This is a genomic window from Ottowia thiooxydans (assembly GCF_040548795.1).
Lineage (GTDB): Bacteria > Pseudomonadota > Gammaproteobacteria > Burkholderiales > Burkholderiaceae_C > Ottowia > Ottowia thiooxydans_A.
Map to the genome: position 1 here is coordinate 78439 of NZ_JBEPSH010000003.1, position 15486 is coordinate 93924.

The following is a 15486-nucleotide window of genomic DNA, read 5'->3' on the forward strand; positions in this document are numbered from 1 at the left end:
CCATGACCACACCCGATTCCGTTCAGAAAATTTTCCCTGTGACTCCCAATCAAACCGTTCGCCAGATCCTGCACCCCACCGGAGTCGCCATTGTTGGCGCTTCCGGGGACGAGACCAAATGGGGCGGTCGCCTGCTGCGCTATATGATGAAGCACCAGCACAACGGCCCTATTTATCCGATCAATGCCCGAGCCACCGAACTGCTGGGCCTGCCGGCCTATCAATCTGTCAAGGATTGCCCCGGCCCCGTTGACCTTGCCATCCTTCTGTTGCCACGTGAGCACATCAAGGCAGCTCTTGAGGACTGTGTGGCCAAGAAGGTGGGGTGCGCACTGTGCATCACCTCTGGCTTTGCTGAAACCGGTCCCGAAGGCCGTGCAGATGAAGAAGAATTGGTCGCTATCGCCCGTGCGGGAGGTGTGCGCCTGATTGGTCCCAATTGCATGGGCCTGATGAACGCTCATCACAATCTGTGCGGCACTACCGGCGTAGTGATGGGCACGGTCGACAAGCTGCCTGTAGGCGGCATCGGCATGGCCAGCCAGAGCGGCGCTCTGATGGGCGCCATGATCTCGCGGGGGGTGGATATCGGTGCAGGCTTCTCTTCCACCATATCCGTGGGCAACCAGGCCGATCTGGATCTGAATGATTTCTTTGAGTACCTGATTGATGACCCAAAGACTGAAGTTATCACGCTGTACATCGAAGGCATCAAGGATCCTCAGCGCTTTACCGCTTTGCTGGAGCGCGCCGCCACAGTCGGCAAGCCCGTGTGTGTGGCCAAGTCAGGCCGCAGCGAAGCCGGCGCACGCGCTGCTGCTTCGCATACTGCCAGCCTGGCTGGTGCATGGCCATCGTTTGAGGCCACTTGCCGGCGCTGGGGTGTCTACCTTTTCGAGTCCATCTACGATTTGCTGCAAGGCGCGCAGATGCTGCAGCTCGGCAAGCGCAGCACCTCGAACAATGTCGCTGTGTTCTCGGGCTCCGGGGGCGGCGGCGCCTTGCTGGTTGACGGATTGGAAGCGCACGGCCTTGAATTGCCGCAGCTGTCCGATGCCACCGTGCAAGCCGTTTCATCCGTCTTGCCTGCTACCCATCGTCAGCTGCCGTTCGACTTCGGCATGCTCAACCATCAAGCGACGCCAGACCCTGAGGTCGCTGGCGGCTCCATCGGCATCGCCCTTGATCGCGCCATGTCCGACCCCAATGTGGGTGCCGGCCTTTTGCTCCTGACTACGCAACCAGGTCAGGAGATGGTGGTGAAAGCAGCCATCTCAGCCGCCAACCGCTCCAAGAAGCCGCTGGCCTTCGTTCAAGGTGCAGGCAACCATGGTGAGATCGCCCGCAAAATGATGCGTGAAGCAGGGCTGGGCTACTTCGACAGCCTGCATGACGCCTTGAAAGTTCTCGCCGTACTGGCGCACCGCACTGAACCGCAACCGGCTGTTGCTCCGCTATCAGACAGCGGCATCCCTGCGGACTTGCCCAGCGGCTTCCTGACGGAGCCTGACGCGCGGCGCCTGCTCGAAGCCAACGGCATTCCCACCACGCGTTGGTCTTTTGCCGCTGATGCCGAAGCCGCTGTCAGTGCTGCCAAGGAAATTGGCAGCGCTGTCGCCATCAAGGCGGTCAGTGCGAAGATTGTGCACAAGAGCGACATTGGCGGCGTTCGTCTGGGCGTGCAAGGCGATGAGGCCGTGCGCGAAGCCTGCAAGGCTATTTCAGACGCAGCGCGAGCAGCAGGCGTGAACAAACTCGACGGCTATCTCGTTACCGAGATGTGGCGTGCCGATTCCGAGTTGATCCTGGGCATTCAGAATGATCCCGAGTTTGGCCCGTTGGTCATGGTGGGCGCCGGCGGTGTGCTGGTCGAACTCATGAAAGACGTCCAGCTCTGGCCAGCGCCGCTGTCTCACGACATGGCCCTGGCCATGCTGGGCAGGTTGCGCAGCCGCGCCCTGTTGACCGGCTTCCGTGGCCGCCCGCCCGCCAACCTGAATGCCATCGCTGACGTGCTGGTTCGACTGGGTTCACTGGCAGCCATCTCTAATGGCCGCTTGCGCGAACTCGACATCAATCCGCTTTTCGTCGCAGGCGACCGCATCGTCGCGGCGGATGCAAGGGCCACCTTGGCCTAAGCGAGAACCAGGCACATCCAATCTGCCGTGCCTGGCTTTCAGTTTTCACAAGCATCCATTCATTTACATATAGGAGACCAGTCATGTCAGAAATCACATACGAAAGCGTTGACGGCGTTGCACGCATCACCATCAACCGCCCCGAAGCTCGCAACTCCATCAACAATGCTGTGGTCCAAGGCCTGCACGCCGCATGGCGCCGTTTCGCAGAGAGCGATGACCGGGTCGCTGTGCTGGGCGCCGCTGGCGACCAGGCGTTTTCCGCTGGAGCAGACCTCAAGGACATGCCGCGCGATGTCTGGACCTGCATGCCCAATCTCTCGGTGCCTTGCGACAAGCCCATCATCTGCGCCGTGAACGGTTTCGCGGTAGGAGCAGGCGCCACGATGGTCATGCTGGCCGATATGGCCGTGGCCGAAGAACAGTCGCAGTTCATCTACCCTGAGGCCAAGATTGGCGCTTTCGCAGGGATCATGGCCGGGTTTCCACCCCGTATGCAATACAAAGCCGGCCTCGAATGGCTGATGACCGGTGACCCCATGACCGCCCAGCGTGCCTATGAAATCGGCTTGGTCAACCGCGTTGTGCCCAAGGGCCAGGGCATGACCTCCGCTCTGGAACTGGCCGGCAAGATCGCCCGAAACGCGCCATTGGTCGTTCAGGCGATGAAATCAATCGCTGCAGGGACATTGCCCGTGTCGCCCTCTGCGCAGCACTACCCGCAGCGCGCCATGCTGGACCGCATTGCCTCCAGCAACGATGTGAAGGAGGGCGTCGCCTCGTTCAAGGAAAAACGCGCTCCCAAGTTCACAGGTAGCTGATCTACCAAACTACCTCAAGATATTCGCTAGGAGACATATGATTCATAAGAGACGCCTCATCAGCATGTTGGTATTGGCCAGTCTGCCTGCCACCTTCACCACAGCCATGGCCCAGTCGGCACCAGCCAACTGGCCCAACAAGCCCATTCACTTCGTGACACCCTACCCTCCGGGTGGTTCTTCCGACATCATCACGCGCTTTATCGGTGATCGTCTTTCCAAAGCGCTGGGTCAACCGATCATCGTTGAGAACAAGCCGGGTGCGGGAGCCATTCTGGGAACAGAATACGCCTCCAAGGCCGCGCCTGATGGCTACAACTTCTTCGTTGGCCCCACGGCCACCGTAGCCGTTGCGCCTTATTTGCGCAAGACCAGCTACACATGGGAAAGCTTCGCCCCTGTGGCCAAGCTCAGCTCATCCTACGGTCTGGTTTCCGCCCGAAAGGATGCTCCGTTTTCCAACTACAAGGAATTCGTTGCAGCCGCGAAGGCCAATCCCAACAAGTACAACTTTGCCTCTAATGGCGTGGGCTCCATTGTTCACCTGACGGGCGTGTTACTGCACAAGCAAACCGGAATTCAAGTCACGCATATTCCGTATAAAGGCGCGGTTGAGTCCATGAGCGACATGATTGGCGGCCGCATCGACGTGATGTATGACCCCGTACCTGCACCCCGCGTTAAAGCAGGAGAACTCAAGGGTTTGGCCACCGCGAGTGATGAACGCAATCCACAGCTGCCCGATGTACCTACCCTGAAGGAGCAAGGCTTCGACGTCAACGTTCCAAGCTGGTTTGGATTGTTCGCACCCAAGGGCACCCCACCAGCCATTGTGGCGCGTATGGCTGAGGAAACACGCAAGGTTCTGGCTTCTCCAGGCGTGCGTGAACAGCTGCTGCTTTCTGCCATGTACCCTGATTTCGAAGGGCCAGCGGATTTCGGCAAGCGCGTGCAGCAAGACGCGAACTATCTGAAAGATGTGATTCAGAAAGAAGGCATCAAGGCCGATTGAAACTTATAGGCTTACGCATTTAGCCAGCAGCCCTTTACCGGGCTACCGGCTGGAAATCGTCTCGATTGCTTAAGGTTTCACAATCACCCCATCAGGCCATGGCAGTTGCGATTTTTCAGCAATTGCCCTTCTTGGCCTGGCCCGGCGGGCAGCCGTGAGGATGGGGCTTTTTCTTGTATCCATCGTCGTAGCGACCATCGTGGTACACGGCACAACCGCTCAGAAGCAATATGGCAGCAGCCAGTGAGAGTATGTTTTTCATGGGACATCCTTTTGCGCGTATTCTGAGGTCTGTCGAATGATGCAATCGAAAAGCCTTTGTAAGAATTGTTAGGCTGCTGAATTCGCCCTCAGCGCCGTAGCCACGTCTCCTTGCGCTCCCTCGCCGAAGGTGAGCGTATTTCTTCTTGCTCCACAATGGCCTGCAGCCCGGGGCCAATCTCAAACAACACATAAAAAGGCTCTTGCGGCTTGCGGAAGGTGAGCGTTGAATCACGGTCCAGCTTGCCTTGCACCACCGTAAGCCCGCTATGTGTCATGACGTCCATTTGAGCACCTGGCAAGGCATCACCATCGTTGGTCAGACCACGGCAACGCACCAGGTCTTCATCAAGAAGCCAGCAACGAGCGACAGGCTCATGTGCAAATACGCCGGGACCATAGGGAGCCAGCAGAGCAAACGCCGCGCAAGCCCAGCGCGGGCCGTTGAAAAACAATTCACGGAGTTTCATTCGATGAATTCCTTTGCTGCTCGAACCAAGCTACCGTAGATGGAGAGACCCGGTCCATTCTCCAGGCATTCTGGTAAATACTTCCGTCTTTTCCGACGACGGTGAGCCAAAGTTCGCTTTCGGCACGCAATGTATCTGGAAGCGGTATCTCCGCCTTGCGGTCCCAACGCTGCCCTATGAAGGCCATGCCTGTCGCGCGCGGGCCATGTGGGCGGTTGACCTTGAGGGTCGCTTGCCGGATATGCTTATCGCATTCTTCGCAAAAGCGCAGACGAAATGTCTTCATTGCCACGCCCATGGCCATGATTTCAGGCGCCTCGCGATCAAACTCTTCCAACGTAAAGCTCCAGGGACCGGCCTTGCCGTAAATTGCACTTTCACGTTGTGTCGGCCTGGAGCCTTCGCGAACCAATAGAACACTGAACCCCAGGACGCCAGCCACAAGCAACGTCATTGCCAGGAATCGGTGCGCTCCCAGCCTTTGAATGGGCAGCTCAAGCCGAGCGCGTGCGGGGGTAAGTTTTACGGGGTGTTCATAGGCAGAAGTTTGGCGCGACCAACGCGGGATCCCAAAGACCAACGCCAACGCAGCCACGCTCAGCCAACCCAACCAGAGTGTGATGCCAATACCGGGCCCCAGTACAAAGACGCCCCACCCCAAGGAAATTGCCAGCAATACCCAGCCCGCGCCCCGAGCCAACCGGCGAAGCGTGGAGCCAGGCTCTCGTCCCAAAATCTGGGCCCCGTGCCTGTCCGTGGCTACCGCCAGAGCAATAAATCCCAGCAAACCCACGACGAGCAAGCCAAGGTGAGTAACGCTGATGGCCAAGATGCTCATGCCGCCGCTCCTGCCCTGAAAAGCCAGAGGAGCAAGGCCACGACGGCTGTAGCAGTCAACAGCCCCACCCAGGCGCGCGTGGCGCTGCTGGTGGCAAAGACCCAGACTGTGACAGCCGCATAGAGAGCAAAACTGAGCATACTTGCCCACATCACCGCTTGCGCACGAGGTGCCGGCCAGATAACCGAAAGCAGCATCACCATCACGGAGGTCAGCGCGTATCCGCCGATAACCGCCGCAAGCACACGCGATGCCACAGCGAGCCGGTAGCTCGCAGCCTCGCCCAAAGATCGACCCGTGTGACCTTGGTTGTTCATCAAGACTCCTGGCCAGAGAGTGGAGGGACCCAGGGACGAGCTTGATGAGCAGCCGAAAGCCTGCGTTTGACCCTGATGGCCATCAGTGCCAATACGGCCGCCAGCACTGTCACAGTGAGCTCAAATCCCACAAAAACCCAATCCCCCGTTTGGAAGCTTCGCAGAAGGTGCCTCTCCGTCGTGATGGCATTGAGAATGGGTATCGCGGCATAGGCCAGACAACCCAGCCAAAACAGCTCCCCCCAGGCGCGTGACACGGGCCTCGCGAGCGCGTAGAACAAGGTAGCCAGCCATACAGCGAAAACCACATGAATTTCCCAATCCGCCCTGCTCACAAGACTGACAGGAAGCAGACGGTTGGCCCAGAAATAGGCGGCTATCGCCAAAGGCAGCCCCGCAATAGTCGCGACATTCAGCGTCTCGACCAGGCGTAGCCCAAGATGTTCCTGCCGCTCTTCAGCCAAACTTAGATGATGCCGTCTGCGTTTAACTGTCCACAGAACCATTCCGGTGCCAATCATCGCGCAGCCCATCAGCCCTGCCAGGAAAAACAGCCAGCGTCCCCAGATATCCACGAACAGACCTTCATGCAAATTCAAAGTGACGACTTGAACCAGTCGGGCGCTCCCCCCGGGAGTGACCTCGGGCGTCCATAGCGATGCAGTGTTCGCATCAAAGCGCAACTTTGGTGGATTGAAGAAGTCAAGGCTGCCATGGTTGATGCGCGAGATAGTGATCACCGGGGGTTCGCCCTCTCGATGCTCCAGCACCACCGTGGCGACGGTTCCCCTCCCCCATTGCGCTTCTGCCTGTTTCACCAGCTCGGACACGTCAGCTTGGGGGCGTTTTAAAGGCAAGCGCGTGTGAACCCGGTCCAGGAGTTCGTCGTAGTAGACCTTGTTGGCCATCGGGCCGCTGCCATACAGAAGGTCTCTGCCTGCGGGCATGTAGAGGAAAAGAAAAAAGACCAGTCCGCTATACGTGATCATCAGAAAGAACGGCAGCGCCGCCACGCTGATGGCGTTATGCGCATCCAGCCAACTGCGTTGTCCTTTGTTCGGGCGGAAAGTGAAGAAGTCCGTGAAAATCTTCTTGTGTGTGATCACCCCACTGACAATGGCCAACAGCATCAACATGGTACAAATCCCGACGATGCGTACCGCCCAGTCAAACGGCATGTACCGAAGTTCATAGTGCATCCGGTAGAGCCCCAGCCCACCATGAGTGCTGCGCGGCTCGATGCCAAAGGACTGTACAGCGCCTGTGCGAGGATCGAGCACCTCGTTCCCGGTTGTGCCTCTCTCACGTCCTGGTCCGGGCATGTCCTCCCACCGTACAGCCAACTCCTGCCACCCACGAGGCACCAATGATTCGTGCGGCAACGTGATGCGCCAGTACGCTGCAGCCGGAGCAACCTTTTCCAACCTGTCCATCGCCAAAGAAAGCATTTGCGAGTGGGGGACCTGCTGTGCATTGTGGCCTTGCTCCATCGCACGCTCAGGTTGCATCCAACGCGTAATCTCTTGCTGAAAATAGCCTGGCGTGCCCGTCGCAAACACAAAGAAGAGGACCCAGCCAGCCGCCAGCCCCACCCAGGTATGGAGCCAGGCCATCGATTGGCGCAAATGTGCTTTCACTAATGAGCTCCAGCGTCAAGTTCAGAAGGTGTAGCGTGCAGTCAGTTGGGCATTGCGCGTAGGTCCGTAAATGCCGGTGTAGAAGGTGGTGTCCAGGCCCTGGAGGTATTTCTGGTTGAACACGTTGTTCACGTTCAGGGTAAGTGACAGCTGCGGACTGAAGTCATAGCGCGCCATGAGGCCAGTCACCGCATAGGCTTTCTGCTGCCCATACAACGCGAGCCCTGACGATGTCGCAGAGTAATAGATACGGCTCTGCCAGTTGACACCACCACCCAGAGTCAACTTGCTCCATGTTCCTGGAAATCGGTAGCTGGTCCACAACTTGGCCATCTGGCGGGGAAATATGGTGCGAATGCGTTGGCCGTTAGCATCTTCCGTGGTGCCATAGCTGTAGCTGGCGCTAAGTTGCCATCCGCGCGCCAGCTCGCCATTGAGCTCGACATCTATTCCACGCGTCCGGGCACCCTGGACCGCACGGTAGGCAGCCTCCGCTGGTGAAGTTCCTGGAACCGTCTGGCCGCTGTCGACTTCGGCGAGATTGTTCTGGCGAATCTCATACAAGGCAACCGTGCTGGTTAATTTGCCGCCCAGCCAATCGCTCTTCAAGCCGACTTCGAAGTTGTTGCCTTCGCGCGGGGCCAGGACGTCACCGTTTCTGTCGCGGCTGCTTTGCGGTTTGAAGATGCTGGTGTAGCTCGCATACACCGAGTGAGTCTCATTGACGTTGTAGACCACACCGGCATAAGGCGTCACTACGCCGGTTTCGTGCATGTTGGTGACACGGTTGTTGGCCGCAGAAGCCGCCGCGGTATAGGCCAGCGAAAGCCTGTAGCGGTAGTTGCTCACTCGAGCACCCGCAATGAAAGTCAGATCGTCACGAGGCTTGAAGCGGACGGCACCATAGGCACCACCTTGCTTTTGCCAACCGTCGTAGTCATAAAGCTTTTGGCCCGTGATGGTCGGACCGGCGGTCTCGTTGTCCCATTCGTAGATATTGACGTAACGGCCTTCAATCGCCGCACCACGCTGAGGTTCGTGGAAATTCTTGAAATCAGACCAATTGAAGCCAAACACACCTTCATGTTGGCGGCCAAGCAACTCAAACGGACCTTGAAGCTGTGCATCCACCCCGCCTTGACGCTGCCGCGCGGATCCAAGCCCGCCATACAAGCGCACGCCTTCGCCAGTCAATTTATCGGGAAAGCCCCAGCTCGCATCAGCGCCCGAAAAATCGCGGCGGCCTTGCATGTAGTTGGCGGAAAGACCCAACTTCCACTCATTGGGAAAGTAGTGCTCCAGCTTCATGAACGTGTTGTAGACGTCCATTTCGTTTTTCTTCCACCGTGCCGCAGCATTGGTAGCCGGATTGAAGTTGGTCTGCTCTCCGTTGCTGTAGAACAAAGGCAGGCCGGTAGAAGATTGGCCGCGAGGGTCGTTACTCTGATAATCCATCCCCACCGTGAGCAATGTCTGCGGCGTCAGATCGGCCTCCATTACCCCATACAGCACACTCTTCTTCTGCTTGTACCAGTCAATGTGCGTCCCCCCTTGCTCATGAGCGGCCACCAGTCGTCCGCGAAGGCTGCCGGAGGAATTGAGAGAGCCCGATAGATCCACCTCCGCTCGGCCTCGCCCCCAACTGCCCCCAGTCAGGCTCGCATAGCCCTGGAAGCTGCGCGTGGGCTTCTTGCGAACCAGATTGATGGTGCCAGACGGGTTTCCCGCTCCGGCCAGCAATCCGGCCGCGCCACGCAGAACCTCTACGCGATCGTAGATGGCCAGGTCAGCTTGCGACTGCGGAACGTTTTGCGAGACGATGTCCGTCGCCGTCAAAATACCGTCGAACTGATAGTTGTCGATGTCGTAGCCGCGCGAGAGTATCGAAAACCTGCTGGCCCCGATGTTCTGCACTGAAATCCCGGGAGTCCTGTCCAACACGGTTTCTATGCTGTCCATGCCTTCATCGTCCATGCGCTGGCGGGTCATCACACTGATGGTTTGTGGAGTCTCCCGCAGAGTCATGGGCAAACGGGTGGCCGTAGTGGAGGGTCCGCCCACCGCATAGCTTCCAGTCATTTCTGTCGTCTCAGGTCGCTGAGACGGCGCTTTCACTGTCACGGTATTGAGCGTGGCGGCTCCTTCCGAATTGACCTGTGAAACCGTCTGCGCCGAACGCAAGCCATAGCTCCCATCGGCCTGCACAACTGCCACCAGCCCGGTATTGGCCAGCAGCTCAAACAGTCCCGCGTGCACACTAAAGGAACCTTTGAGGCCGGCACTGGTTTTACCTTCGACCATCTGACCGTTTCCTACCAGATAGATGCCTGCTTCCCTGGAAAACCGAGTCAAGGCCTGGCTCAAAGGCCCCGCGGGAATGTCGTAGCTTTTTGTAGCTTGGGCGGTAATGCTTTGAGCGCGAACATGGGGAGCCAATGACAGACTTCCCATCGTTCCCAGTAGAAAAAGTGGAACGGTCAGTCCGCGTTTAAGAACCTTGTAACTCGGTTTGGAGCTGCATTTTGATGGACGTCGCGACATGGATGGATTTGTTCAAAAAATAGGTGATCAACAAAGCGAAGACCACGAATCACCATCCATCTGACTGCCTCGGCAGGCACAGCCATGTGCCTCGGTATGCATCGTCCCTGGGTTGCTGGATCAACGGCGAAATCGTCTTCTCAAGGGATAGAACCAATGAGACACCAAAACCCGGAACCTCAATCTGCAAATATTTTCAAGAAAACTACTACAAGGCTTCCAGCGTGGTCCACCAAGGAAAGCGTTGTTCTATTCGGATAGGCAAGGCCGAAACCAGCATATTCAAAGCGCGATTGGAATCCTGAGAGGGGAAGTTGCCGTACACCACGAGGTTGGCCACAGAGTCGGAAACACCCAGGTGGCCCTTTCTGTAGCGTCCCAGTTCCTTGACCAATTCACGCAGCGGCAAGTTGTCTGCCACCACCGTGCCCTGTGTCCAGGCTTCCCGAGCAGCGTCAGCCGGGCGGATCAAGTCCAGCTTGCCGCTGGTAAAGCTTGTCCGCTGGCCTGAAGACACGATCACGGCCTCGCCACGTCCCGCCAAGCTGATCTCCACCGCTCCCTCATACACGGCCAATTGCGTGGCAGATTGCGTGGCCAGCTCGGATAGACGCACGTTGAATCGGGTTCCCAGGGCGCGCAATTGACCTTGAGGCGTTTGCACCAGAAAAGGCCTGGGATCCTGCGCGGTTTCCACAAAAATCTCACCCGCCACCAGAGAGATCCGGCGCTCGCTCGGGTTAAAAAGTATGTCTGCAGCGCTAGCGGTATTGAGCCAGAGCTGGGTGCCATCTGAAAGTTTGAGCTGGCGCTGCTCTCCTGTCACGGTTCGATGATCTGCTCCAAGTGCCATCACCTCTGCCGGCAGCCACGAGTGCTGCCAGCTCAACCACCCCATCAAACCACTCCCGACTGTCAGGCCCAAACTTGTTAGAACACGCCTTCGTGTGCGGACCCTGTCGTTGGCAGCGACCAGCTGCCTGGCCGCACCGCGAGGGTTGGGAAGCGTTCGTACAGGCTCAAATGCCCGGCTGATGTCTTCGACGTATCTCCATGCAGTGGCATGCGCATCCGCCGCGTCTAGCCAGGCTCGCCAAGCAGCACGATCTGAGGCGCCGGCCTTGCCATCACGCAGGCAGGCATACCAATATGCTGCTTGCTCCAGATCGTCGTGCGACGGAGCTTCGGACAGAGAGGGAGTTGCCATGCTTGAAGCCATACGGGTCCCTTGCTAGGGGGATTCCTGGCGCAATTCGAGAGTGGTCTGGTAGGCACCGAGCTTCAGGCAACCCAGCATGGCTTGGGCCACATACTTGCGCACCATGCGGCCCGAAATGCCGAGTTCAGCTCCGACCTCATCGTCCGTCATGTCACACACCACCGCCAATGTAAAGGCCTGACAAGCCTTTGGTGAAAGGGATTGAAGCATGAGACCAACCTCCTCCAGCGCCTGCAAAACGATGGCTTGCCTTTCCGCAGAGGGATAGGCGACCTCCGGCGCCGCGGCCAGAATCTCCAGCCAGACACGTTCTATCTCTTGCCTGCGCCAAAGGTTGATGCACAGATTTTTTGCGGTGGTCCTCAGGTAAGCTCTGGCTTCAAGGGCACTGGCAAACACACGGCCAGTATGACCCGAGAGCAATCGAACGAAAGTGTCCTGGGCCAGATCAGCTGCTTCCGCGGCAGAGCCCAAACGGCGTCGAAGCCAGGTTTGTAGCCATCCGTGATGATCGACGTATAGGGCAGATATCTCAGCGAGCGCAGGACTGGGTGCAGCGGGCATAGGTGTAGGCGAAAGCTGGACGGATCCTGCTTTCAAAAACACAAACAGGAATCATTCTCATTTGATTATATGCAATCCTGAGACCTGCCCTGCGGGTGGCTCCATCCGTGAATTCCAGGCTTATCTTGCGGAAGACGCGAAAGCTTGGGCCAAGGTCGTCAAGGATTACGACATCAAGGCCGAATAAACGCATTTCATCCAGAAGGTCACAAAGCTGGCCGCCTAAGGCCTGGCGCGCACCGAACTCGCGACCAGGTTGTGAAAACCGCCCTCCACGAAAAGGGAGACGCTGCGCGCCAGGTGTGTGACTTCGGACGACTTGAATTGCATTTCGGAAAGCCGTTCAATTCGGCCAGGTCGTGCACAAACGGCCAACATCACAGCGATCATGAAAAAGAAGGCTTGGTGGATTTTTTCGGAATCGGCGTTCGGGTAGGAGCGTTGAAGTTCTTTGACGTAAGCCCTGGCGCCGTCATCGTAGTGCTTGCTGATCAGGCTGCCCCATTGCGCTGCGTTGGCGAGATTGGCGACCAATGTGGCGTAGTTTCGCCATCCAGCGTCGTTGCGCGATGGGCGTGCAAGAAAGCAAGCGGCAAAGCCATCGAACAACTCTCCGACGGGAATCGGGCGCTTACCGTAGCGCTTGCGGGCCTCTTCAAGAAACGTCATGCGCTCGCCGTAGCAAACAGTTGCACGACGGCCAAGCACGCTGTCCAGCAAATCCTCTTTGGATCCGAAATGGTAGCCGACCAACGCGAGCTGCACTTCGGATAAGGCCGCAATGTCTCGAATGGATGTGCCGTGAAACCCATGCTCGGCAAAGAGTTTTTCGGCGCAGTCAAGAATTTTTTCCCTCAGCCGCTCGGACTCACCTTTTGGTCGAGGCCCGCGGCGTTTCGGTGGCACTGCAGGTGCCACTGCGGCTACCGAAGGCGTTTTTACTGTTTTAACGGATACGGTCATAAGAGGACTGTAGCGTCAACCTAGAAACGGCAGTTGGACGCGCCTGAACAGGTTGTCATCGGGCGCGCAGGCAAGGCGAGAGGACGCCGCAGGCTAGTGCCTGCAAGAACGAGCAACGCCGCCCGCGTGCCCGAGGGCGGCCTGATCGGGTGCGTAGCGCTCTCACCCAACAGCTGAACGTCATCGGAGTAAAAAAACTAGTCCTCATGCAGGTTTCACGACGATCAAAAGCGGTCAACTGCCGTTTCTAGGTTGAATAGCGCAAGGGTAAGCACCTATTTAGACATACGTATAAATAAATAAGATTGCGATCCAGATTTGTTCGCTTCTCGGTCGTATCCAAACGCCTGATGAGTGTTAACCCAAACCAGGTGGCAGGAATGCATCCCAACGATCCGACATTGCGGTCCTTTCTCGAAGTGGCCCCCGAGTCCCACTTCCCAATCCAGAACCTTCCCTTTGGCATCTTCAGCACCGACGGCGACAGCCCTCGTGCGGGTGTAGCGATCGGAGAAATGGTGGTGGACCTGCAAGCGCTTGAGTCGTCGGGACTGCTTAAAACTTCAGCGTCCAACGCAGGCGCCAGCCTGTTCGCACGCCCTGTCCTTAACGACTTCATTGCATTGGGCCGCGAAGCGACCACCGAAGTTCGCACGCGTGTCAGCCAACTGCTGCGCCATGACAACCCCATCCTTCGGGACGATGTGGCGCTGCGTGCGAAGGTGTTGCATGCCATGACCTCGGTTAAGCTGCACATGCCGATTGCCGTCGGCGGTTTCAGCGACTTCATGCTGTCACGCGAGCATTCGCTCAACTGCGTGGACATCGTGGGTGGCGCTGCCGCCGGGCAGCTCTGGCGCAATTGGACTTACTTGCCCATGGCCTACAACGGCCGCGCGAGCTCTGTTGTGCTGAGCGGAACGCCCGTCAAACGACCACGCGGGCAGGTGCTTAACGAAGGCCAGGCGGCACCTGTCTACCAGCCAACAGCCAAGCTCGACTTCGAGCTCGAAGCCGCCATCGTGGTCGGGCGCGGCAATGAACTAGGCAGCACGGTCGGCATAGCCCATGCAGATGCGCACATGTTTGGCGTGGTGCTGCTCAACGACTGGAGTACGCGTGATGTCCAGGCCTGGGAGGCGCAGCCCTTGGGCGTGTTCGTGTCCAAAAGTCATCGCACCAGCATATCGCCGTGGATCGTCACCTTCGATGCGCTGGAGCCATTCCGCACGGACGGACCTGAACAGACGCCGCCGCCACTTGCCTATCTCAACCAGAAAGGCCAGCGCAACTTCAACGTGCACATGCAAGCATCGATCAAGCCCAAGGACCACGCCAAACCGTCCGTGGTTTGCCGAAGCAACCTCCAGGCTCTCTACTGGAGCTTTGCGCAGCAGGTGGCGCACCATACCAGCACCGGCTGCAATCTGATGCCGGGTGACCTCCTAGCCACCGGAACGGTCAGTGCCAGCGGCCCGAACGCGCAGGGTTGCCTATATGAAGCAACGCGTGATGGGCAGCAAGCAATCGCCCTTGAACACGGAGGCACCCGGCTGTATCTCGAGGACGGTGACGAAGTGGCATTGACGGCTTGGGCGCAAGGACAAGGCTACCGAGTGGGATTTGGCGAATGCACAGGTCTGGTCACGCCGGTAGACAGCAACAAGAACGGAGCAGCAACATGAAACCCCCTAATCCCCTGCGCGGTTGGCAGCTAGACCGTGAGGCCATCACGTGGATCGGCCATGATCTGCAGCGCCCCGAGTGCATTCTGGCCGAACGTAATGGCACGCTGTGGGCGGCTGACGCGCGGGGCGGCGTGATGCGCATAGACCCGGATGGCACACAAACACTCGTCGCCCCAAAAGCCGACAAGCACTTTGACCTGAAAACCGATGCCAAAACCAGCCTGCTGCAGGGAACCCTGCCGAACGGACTGGCGTTTGCTGAAAACGGCGACATCCTGATATCGAATTTTGGCACCGACGCCCTGGAGCTGATGACACGCAAGGGCGAATACAAGCTGCTCTTCAACAGCCTGGACGGCAAACCCATGGGCAAGGTCAATTTCGTGCTGCGTGATTCGCGCAACCGAGTCTGGATCACAGTGTCTACACGTATCAACCCATGGAGCGACGCGCTGCGCTCAAGCTTGCAAGACGGCTACATCTGCCTGTTGGACGAGAAGGGGCTGCGAATTGTGGCCGATGGTTTCTCGTTTACCAACGAGATACGTCTGGACGCGAAGGAAGAATTCCTCTACGTCGCAGAGACCACCGCCAAACGTGTCAGCCGCCTGCGTGTACACCCCGATGGTTCACTCACCAACAGAGAAGTGTATGGACCCAGCAGCCTGGGCACCGGGCTGATCGACGGAATCACCTTTGACAGTTTCGGTAACCTCTGGTGCACCATGATTTTTGCAGACCGGCTGGTTGCCATCACGCCGGAAGGCGATGCACTCACGCTGTTTGAAGACGGCGACCCGTCCGCAACCGCCCAGTTCGAGTCCGATTTCGCAACCGGAAAACCGATGCCGTTTTCAACGCTGGAAAAAGCCGGCGGAAAGGTGGCGCCCTGGCTAGCGAGCGTGACTTTCGGCGGACCAGATCTCAAGACCGCGTACCTTGGTCACTTGCGTGGCTCACGCATCCCCAGCTTCCGGTCGCCCGTGGCGGGCCTGCCGATGGTTCATTGGAAATAAA

General features: G+C 58.1%; 15 protein-coding genes. 6 read left to right on the forward strand and 9 right to left on the reverse strand.

The features are described 5' to 3' along the window. Window positions 1–2 precede the first annotated feature (2 nt). From ABIE13_RS07280 to ABIE13_RS07290, 3 genes are all read left to right on the forward strand, one after another. The gene (locus tag ABIE13_RS07280; protein ID WP_354442470.1) at window positions 3–2138 is read left to right on the forward strand and encodes an acetate--CoA ligase family protein; all 2136 of its coding nucleotides are present in this window, start codon (window positions 3–5) and stop codon (window positions 2136–2138) included. A gap of 83 nt (window positions 2139–2221) precedes the next feature. Continuing rightward, window positions 2222–2959, forward strand: a complete 738-nt coding sequence (locus tag ABIE13_RS07285) for an enoyl-CoA hydratase/isomerase family protein (protein ID WP_354442471.1) — start codon at window positions 2222–2224, stop codon at window positions 2957–2959. A gap of 37 nt (window positions 2960–2996) precedes the next feature. After that, window positions 2997–3971, forward strand: coding sequence for a Bug family tripartite tricarboxylate transporter substrate binding protein (locus ABIE13_RS07290; RefSeq protein WP_354442472.1), 975 nt, complete (start codon window positions 2997–2999; stop codon window positions 3969–3971). Between the two features lie 115 nt (window positions 3972–4086). On the opposite strand, the gene ABIE13_RS07295 is transcribed toward ABIE13_RS07290, so the two are convergent. The 8 genes from ABIE13_RS07295 to ABIE13_RS07330 form a co-directional block, all read right to left on the reverse strand. Continuing rightward, window positions 4087–4233: a hypothetical protein gene (locus tag ABIE13_RS07295; RefSeq protein WP_354442473.1), complete on the reverse strand. Its 147-nt coding sequence runs from the start codon at window positions 4231–4233 to the stop codon at window positions 4087–4089. Window positions 4234–4321: 88 nt separating this feature from the next. Beyond that, on the reverse strand, window positions 4322–4702 hold the full coding sequence (locus ABIE13_RS07300; RefSeq protein ID WP_354442474.1) for a hypothetical protein: 381 nt from the start codon (window positions 4700–4702) through the stop codon (window positions 4322–4324). Beyond that, complete coding sequence (locus ABIE13_RS07305) at window positions 4689–5540, reverse strand: DUF3325 domain-containing protein (protein ID WP_354442475.1); 852 nt, start codon at window positions 5538–5540, stop codon at window positions 4689–4691. Before ABIE13_RS07305 ends, ABIE13_RS07300 begins: the two co-directional genes overlap by 14 nt. Further along, window positions 5537–5857, reverse strand: a complete 321-nt coding sequence (locus ABIE13_RS07310) for a DUF3649 domain-containing protein (protein WP_354442476.1) — start codon at window positions 5855–5857, stop codon at window positions 5537–5539. Before ABIE13_RS07310 ends, ABIE13_RS07305 begins: the two co-directional genes overlap by 4 nt. Beyond that, a complete protein-coding gene (locus ABIE13_RS07315) occupies window positions 5857–7494 on the reverse strand; it encodes a PepSY-associated TM helix domain-containing protein (RefSeq protein WP_354442477.1) in 1638 nt (545 codons plus the stop codon). Before ABIE13_RS07315 ends, ABIE13_RS07310 begins: the two co-directional genes overlap by 1 nt. A 21-nt stretch (window positions 7495–7515) precedes the next feature. Continuing rightward, window positions 7516–10035, reverse strand: a complete 2520-nt coding sequence (locus ABIE13_RS07320; RefSeq protein ID WP_354442478.1) for a TonB-dependent siderophore receptor — start codon at window positions 10033–10035, stop codon at window positions 7516–7518. 208 nt (window positions 10036–10243) lie between these two features. Continuing rightward, window positions 10244–11242, reverse strand: coding sequence for a FecR domain-containing protein (locus ABIE13_RS07325; protein ID WP_354442479.1), 999 nt, complete (start codon window positions 11240–11242; stop codon window positions 10244–10246). 24 nt (window positions 11243–11266) lie between these two features. After that, a complete protein-coding gene (locus ABIE13_RS07330; protein ID WP_354442480.1) occupies window positions 11267–11818 on the reverse strand; it encodes a sigma-70 family RNA polymerase sigma factor in 552 nt (183 codons plus the stop codon). Between the two features lie 61 nt (window positions 11819–11879). Here ABIE13_RS07330 and ABIE13_RS07335 point away from each other — a divergent pair, with 61 nt between their 5' ends. Continuing rightward, on the forward strand, window positions 11880–12005 hold the full coding sequence (locus ABIE13_RS07335) for a hypothetical protein (protein ID WP_354442481.1): 126 nt from the start codon (window positions 11880–11882) through the stop codon (window positions 12003–12005). A gap of 35 nt (window positions 12006–12040) precedes the next feature. Here ABIE13_RS07335 and ABIE13_RS07340 read toward each other — a convergent pair whose 3' ends face one another. After that, window positions 12041–12781, reverse strand: a complete 741-nt coding sequence (locus ABIE13_RS07340) for a TetR/AcrR family transcriptional regulator (protein ID WP_354442482.1) — start codon at window positions 12779–12781, stop codon at window positions 12041–12043. A gap of 350 nt (window positions 12782–13131) precedes the next feature. Between ABIE13_RS07340 and fahA the strand changes: the two genes are divergently transcribed. Both fahA and ABIE13_RS07350 read left to right on the forward strand, forming a co-directional pair. Further along, window positions 13132–14466 (forward strand): fumarylacetoacetase, encoded by a 1335-nt coding sequence (gene fahA / locus ABIE13_RS07345; protein ID WP_354442483.1) that lies wholly within the window; start codon window positions 13132–13134, stop codon window positions 14464–14466. After that, window positions 14463–15485: an SMP-30/gluconolactonase/LRE family protein gene (locus ABIE13_RS07350; RefSeq protein ID WP_354442484.1), complete on the forward strand. Its 1023-nt coding sequence runs from the start codon at window positions 14463–14465 to the stop codon at window positions 15483–15485. The genes fahA and ABIE13_RS07350 overlap by 4 nt, the downstream gene beginning before the upstream one ends. Window position 15486 lies beyond the last annotated feature (1 nt).

Bases quoted from the DNA above. Each gene is read 5' to 3' on its own strand.
- ABIE13_RS07280 (WP_354442470.1), top strand. From the start codon at position 3: ATGACCACACCCGATTCCGTTCAGAAAATTTTCCCTGTGACTCCCAAT.
- ABIE13_RS07285 (WP_354442471.1), top strand. From the start codon at position 2,222: ATGTCAGAAATCACATACGAAAGCGTTGACGGCGTTGCACGCATCACC.
- ABIE13_RS07290 (WP_354442472.1), top strand. From the start codon at position 2,997: ATGATTCATAAGAGACGCCTCATCAGCATGTTGGTATTGGCCAGTCTG.
- ABIE13_RS07295 (WP_354442473.1), bottom strand. From the start codon at position 4,233: ATGAAAAACATACTCTCACTGGCTGCTGCCATATTGCTTCTGAGCGGT.
- ABIE13_RS07300 (WP_354442474.1), bottom strand. From the start codon at position 4,702: ATGAAACTCCGTGAATTGTTTTTCAACGGCCCGCGCTGGGCTTGCGCG.
- ABIE13_RS07305 (WP_354442475.1), bottom strand. From the start codon at position 5,540: ATGAGCATCTTGGCCATCAGCGTTACTCACCTTGGCTTGCTCGTCGTG.
- ABIE13_RS07310 (WP_354442476.1), bottom strand. From the start codon at position 5,857: ATGAACAACCAAGGTCACACGGGTCGATCTTTGGGCGAGGCTGCGAGC.
- ABIE13_RS07320 (WP_354442478.1), bottom strand. From the start codon at position 10,035: ATGTCGCGACGTCCATCAAAATGCAGCTCCAAACCGAGTTACAAGGTT.
- ABIE13_RS07325 (WP_354442479.1), bottom strand. From the start codon at position 11,242: ATGGCAACTCCCTCTCTGTCCGAAGCTCCGTCGCACGACGATCTGGAG.
- ABIE13_RS07330 (WP_354442480.1), bottom strand. From the start codon at position 11,818: ATGCCCGCTGCACCCAGTCCTGCGCTCGCTGAGATATCTGCCCTATAC.
- ABIE13_RS07340 (WP_354442482.1), bottom strand. From the start codon at position 12,781: ATGACCGTATCCGTTAAAACAGTAAAAACGCCTTCGGTAGCCGCAGTG.
- fahA (WP_354442483.1), top strand. From the start codon at position 13,132: ATGAGTGTTAACCCAAACCAGGTGGCAGGAATGCATCCCAACGATCCG.
- ABIE13_RS07350 (WP_354442484.1), top strand. From the start codon at position 14,463: ATGAAACCCCCTAATCCCCTGCGCGGTTGGCAGCTAGACCGTGAGGCC.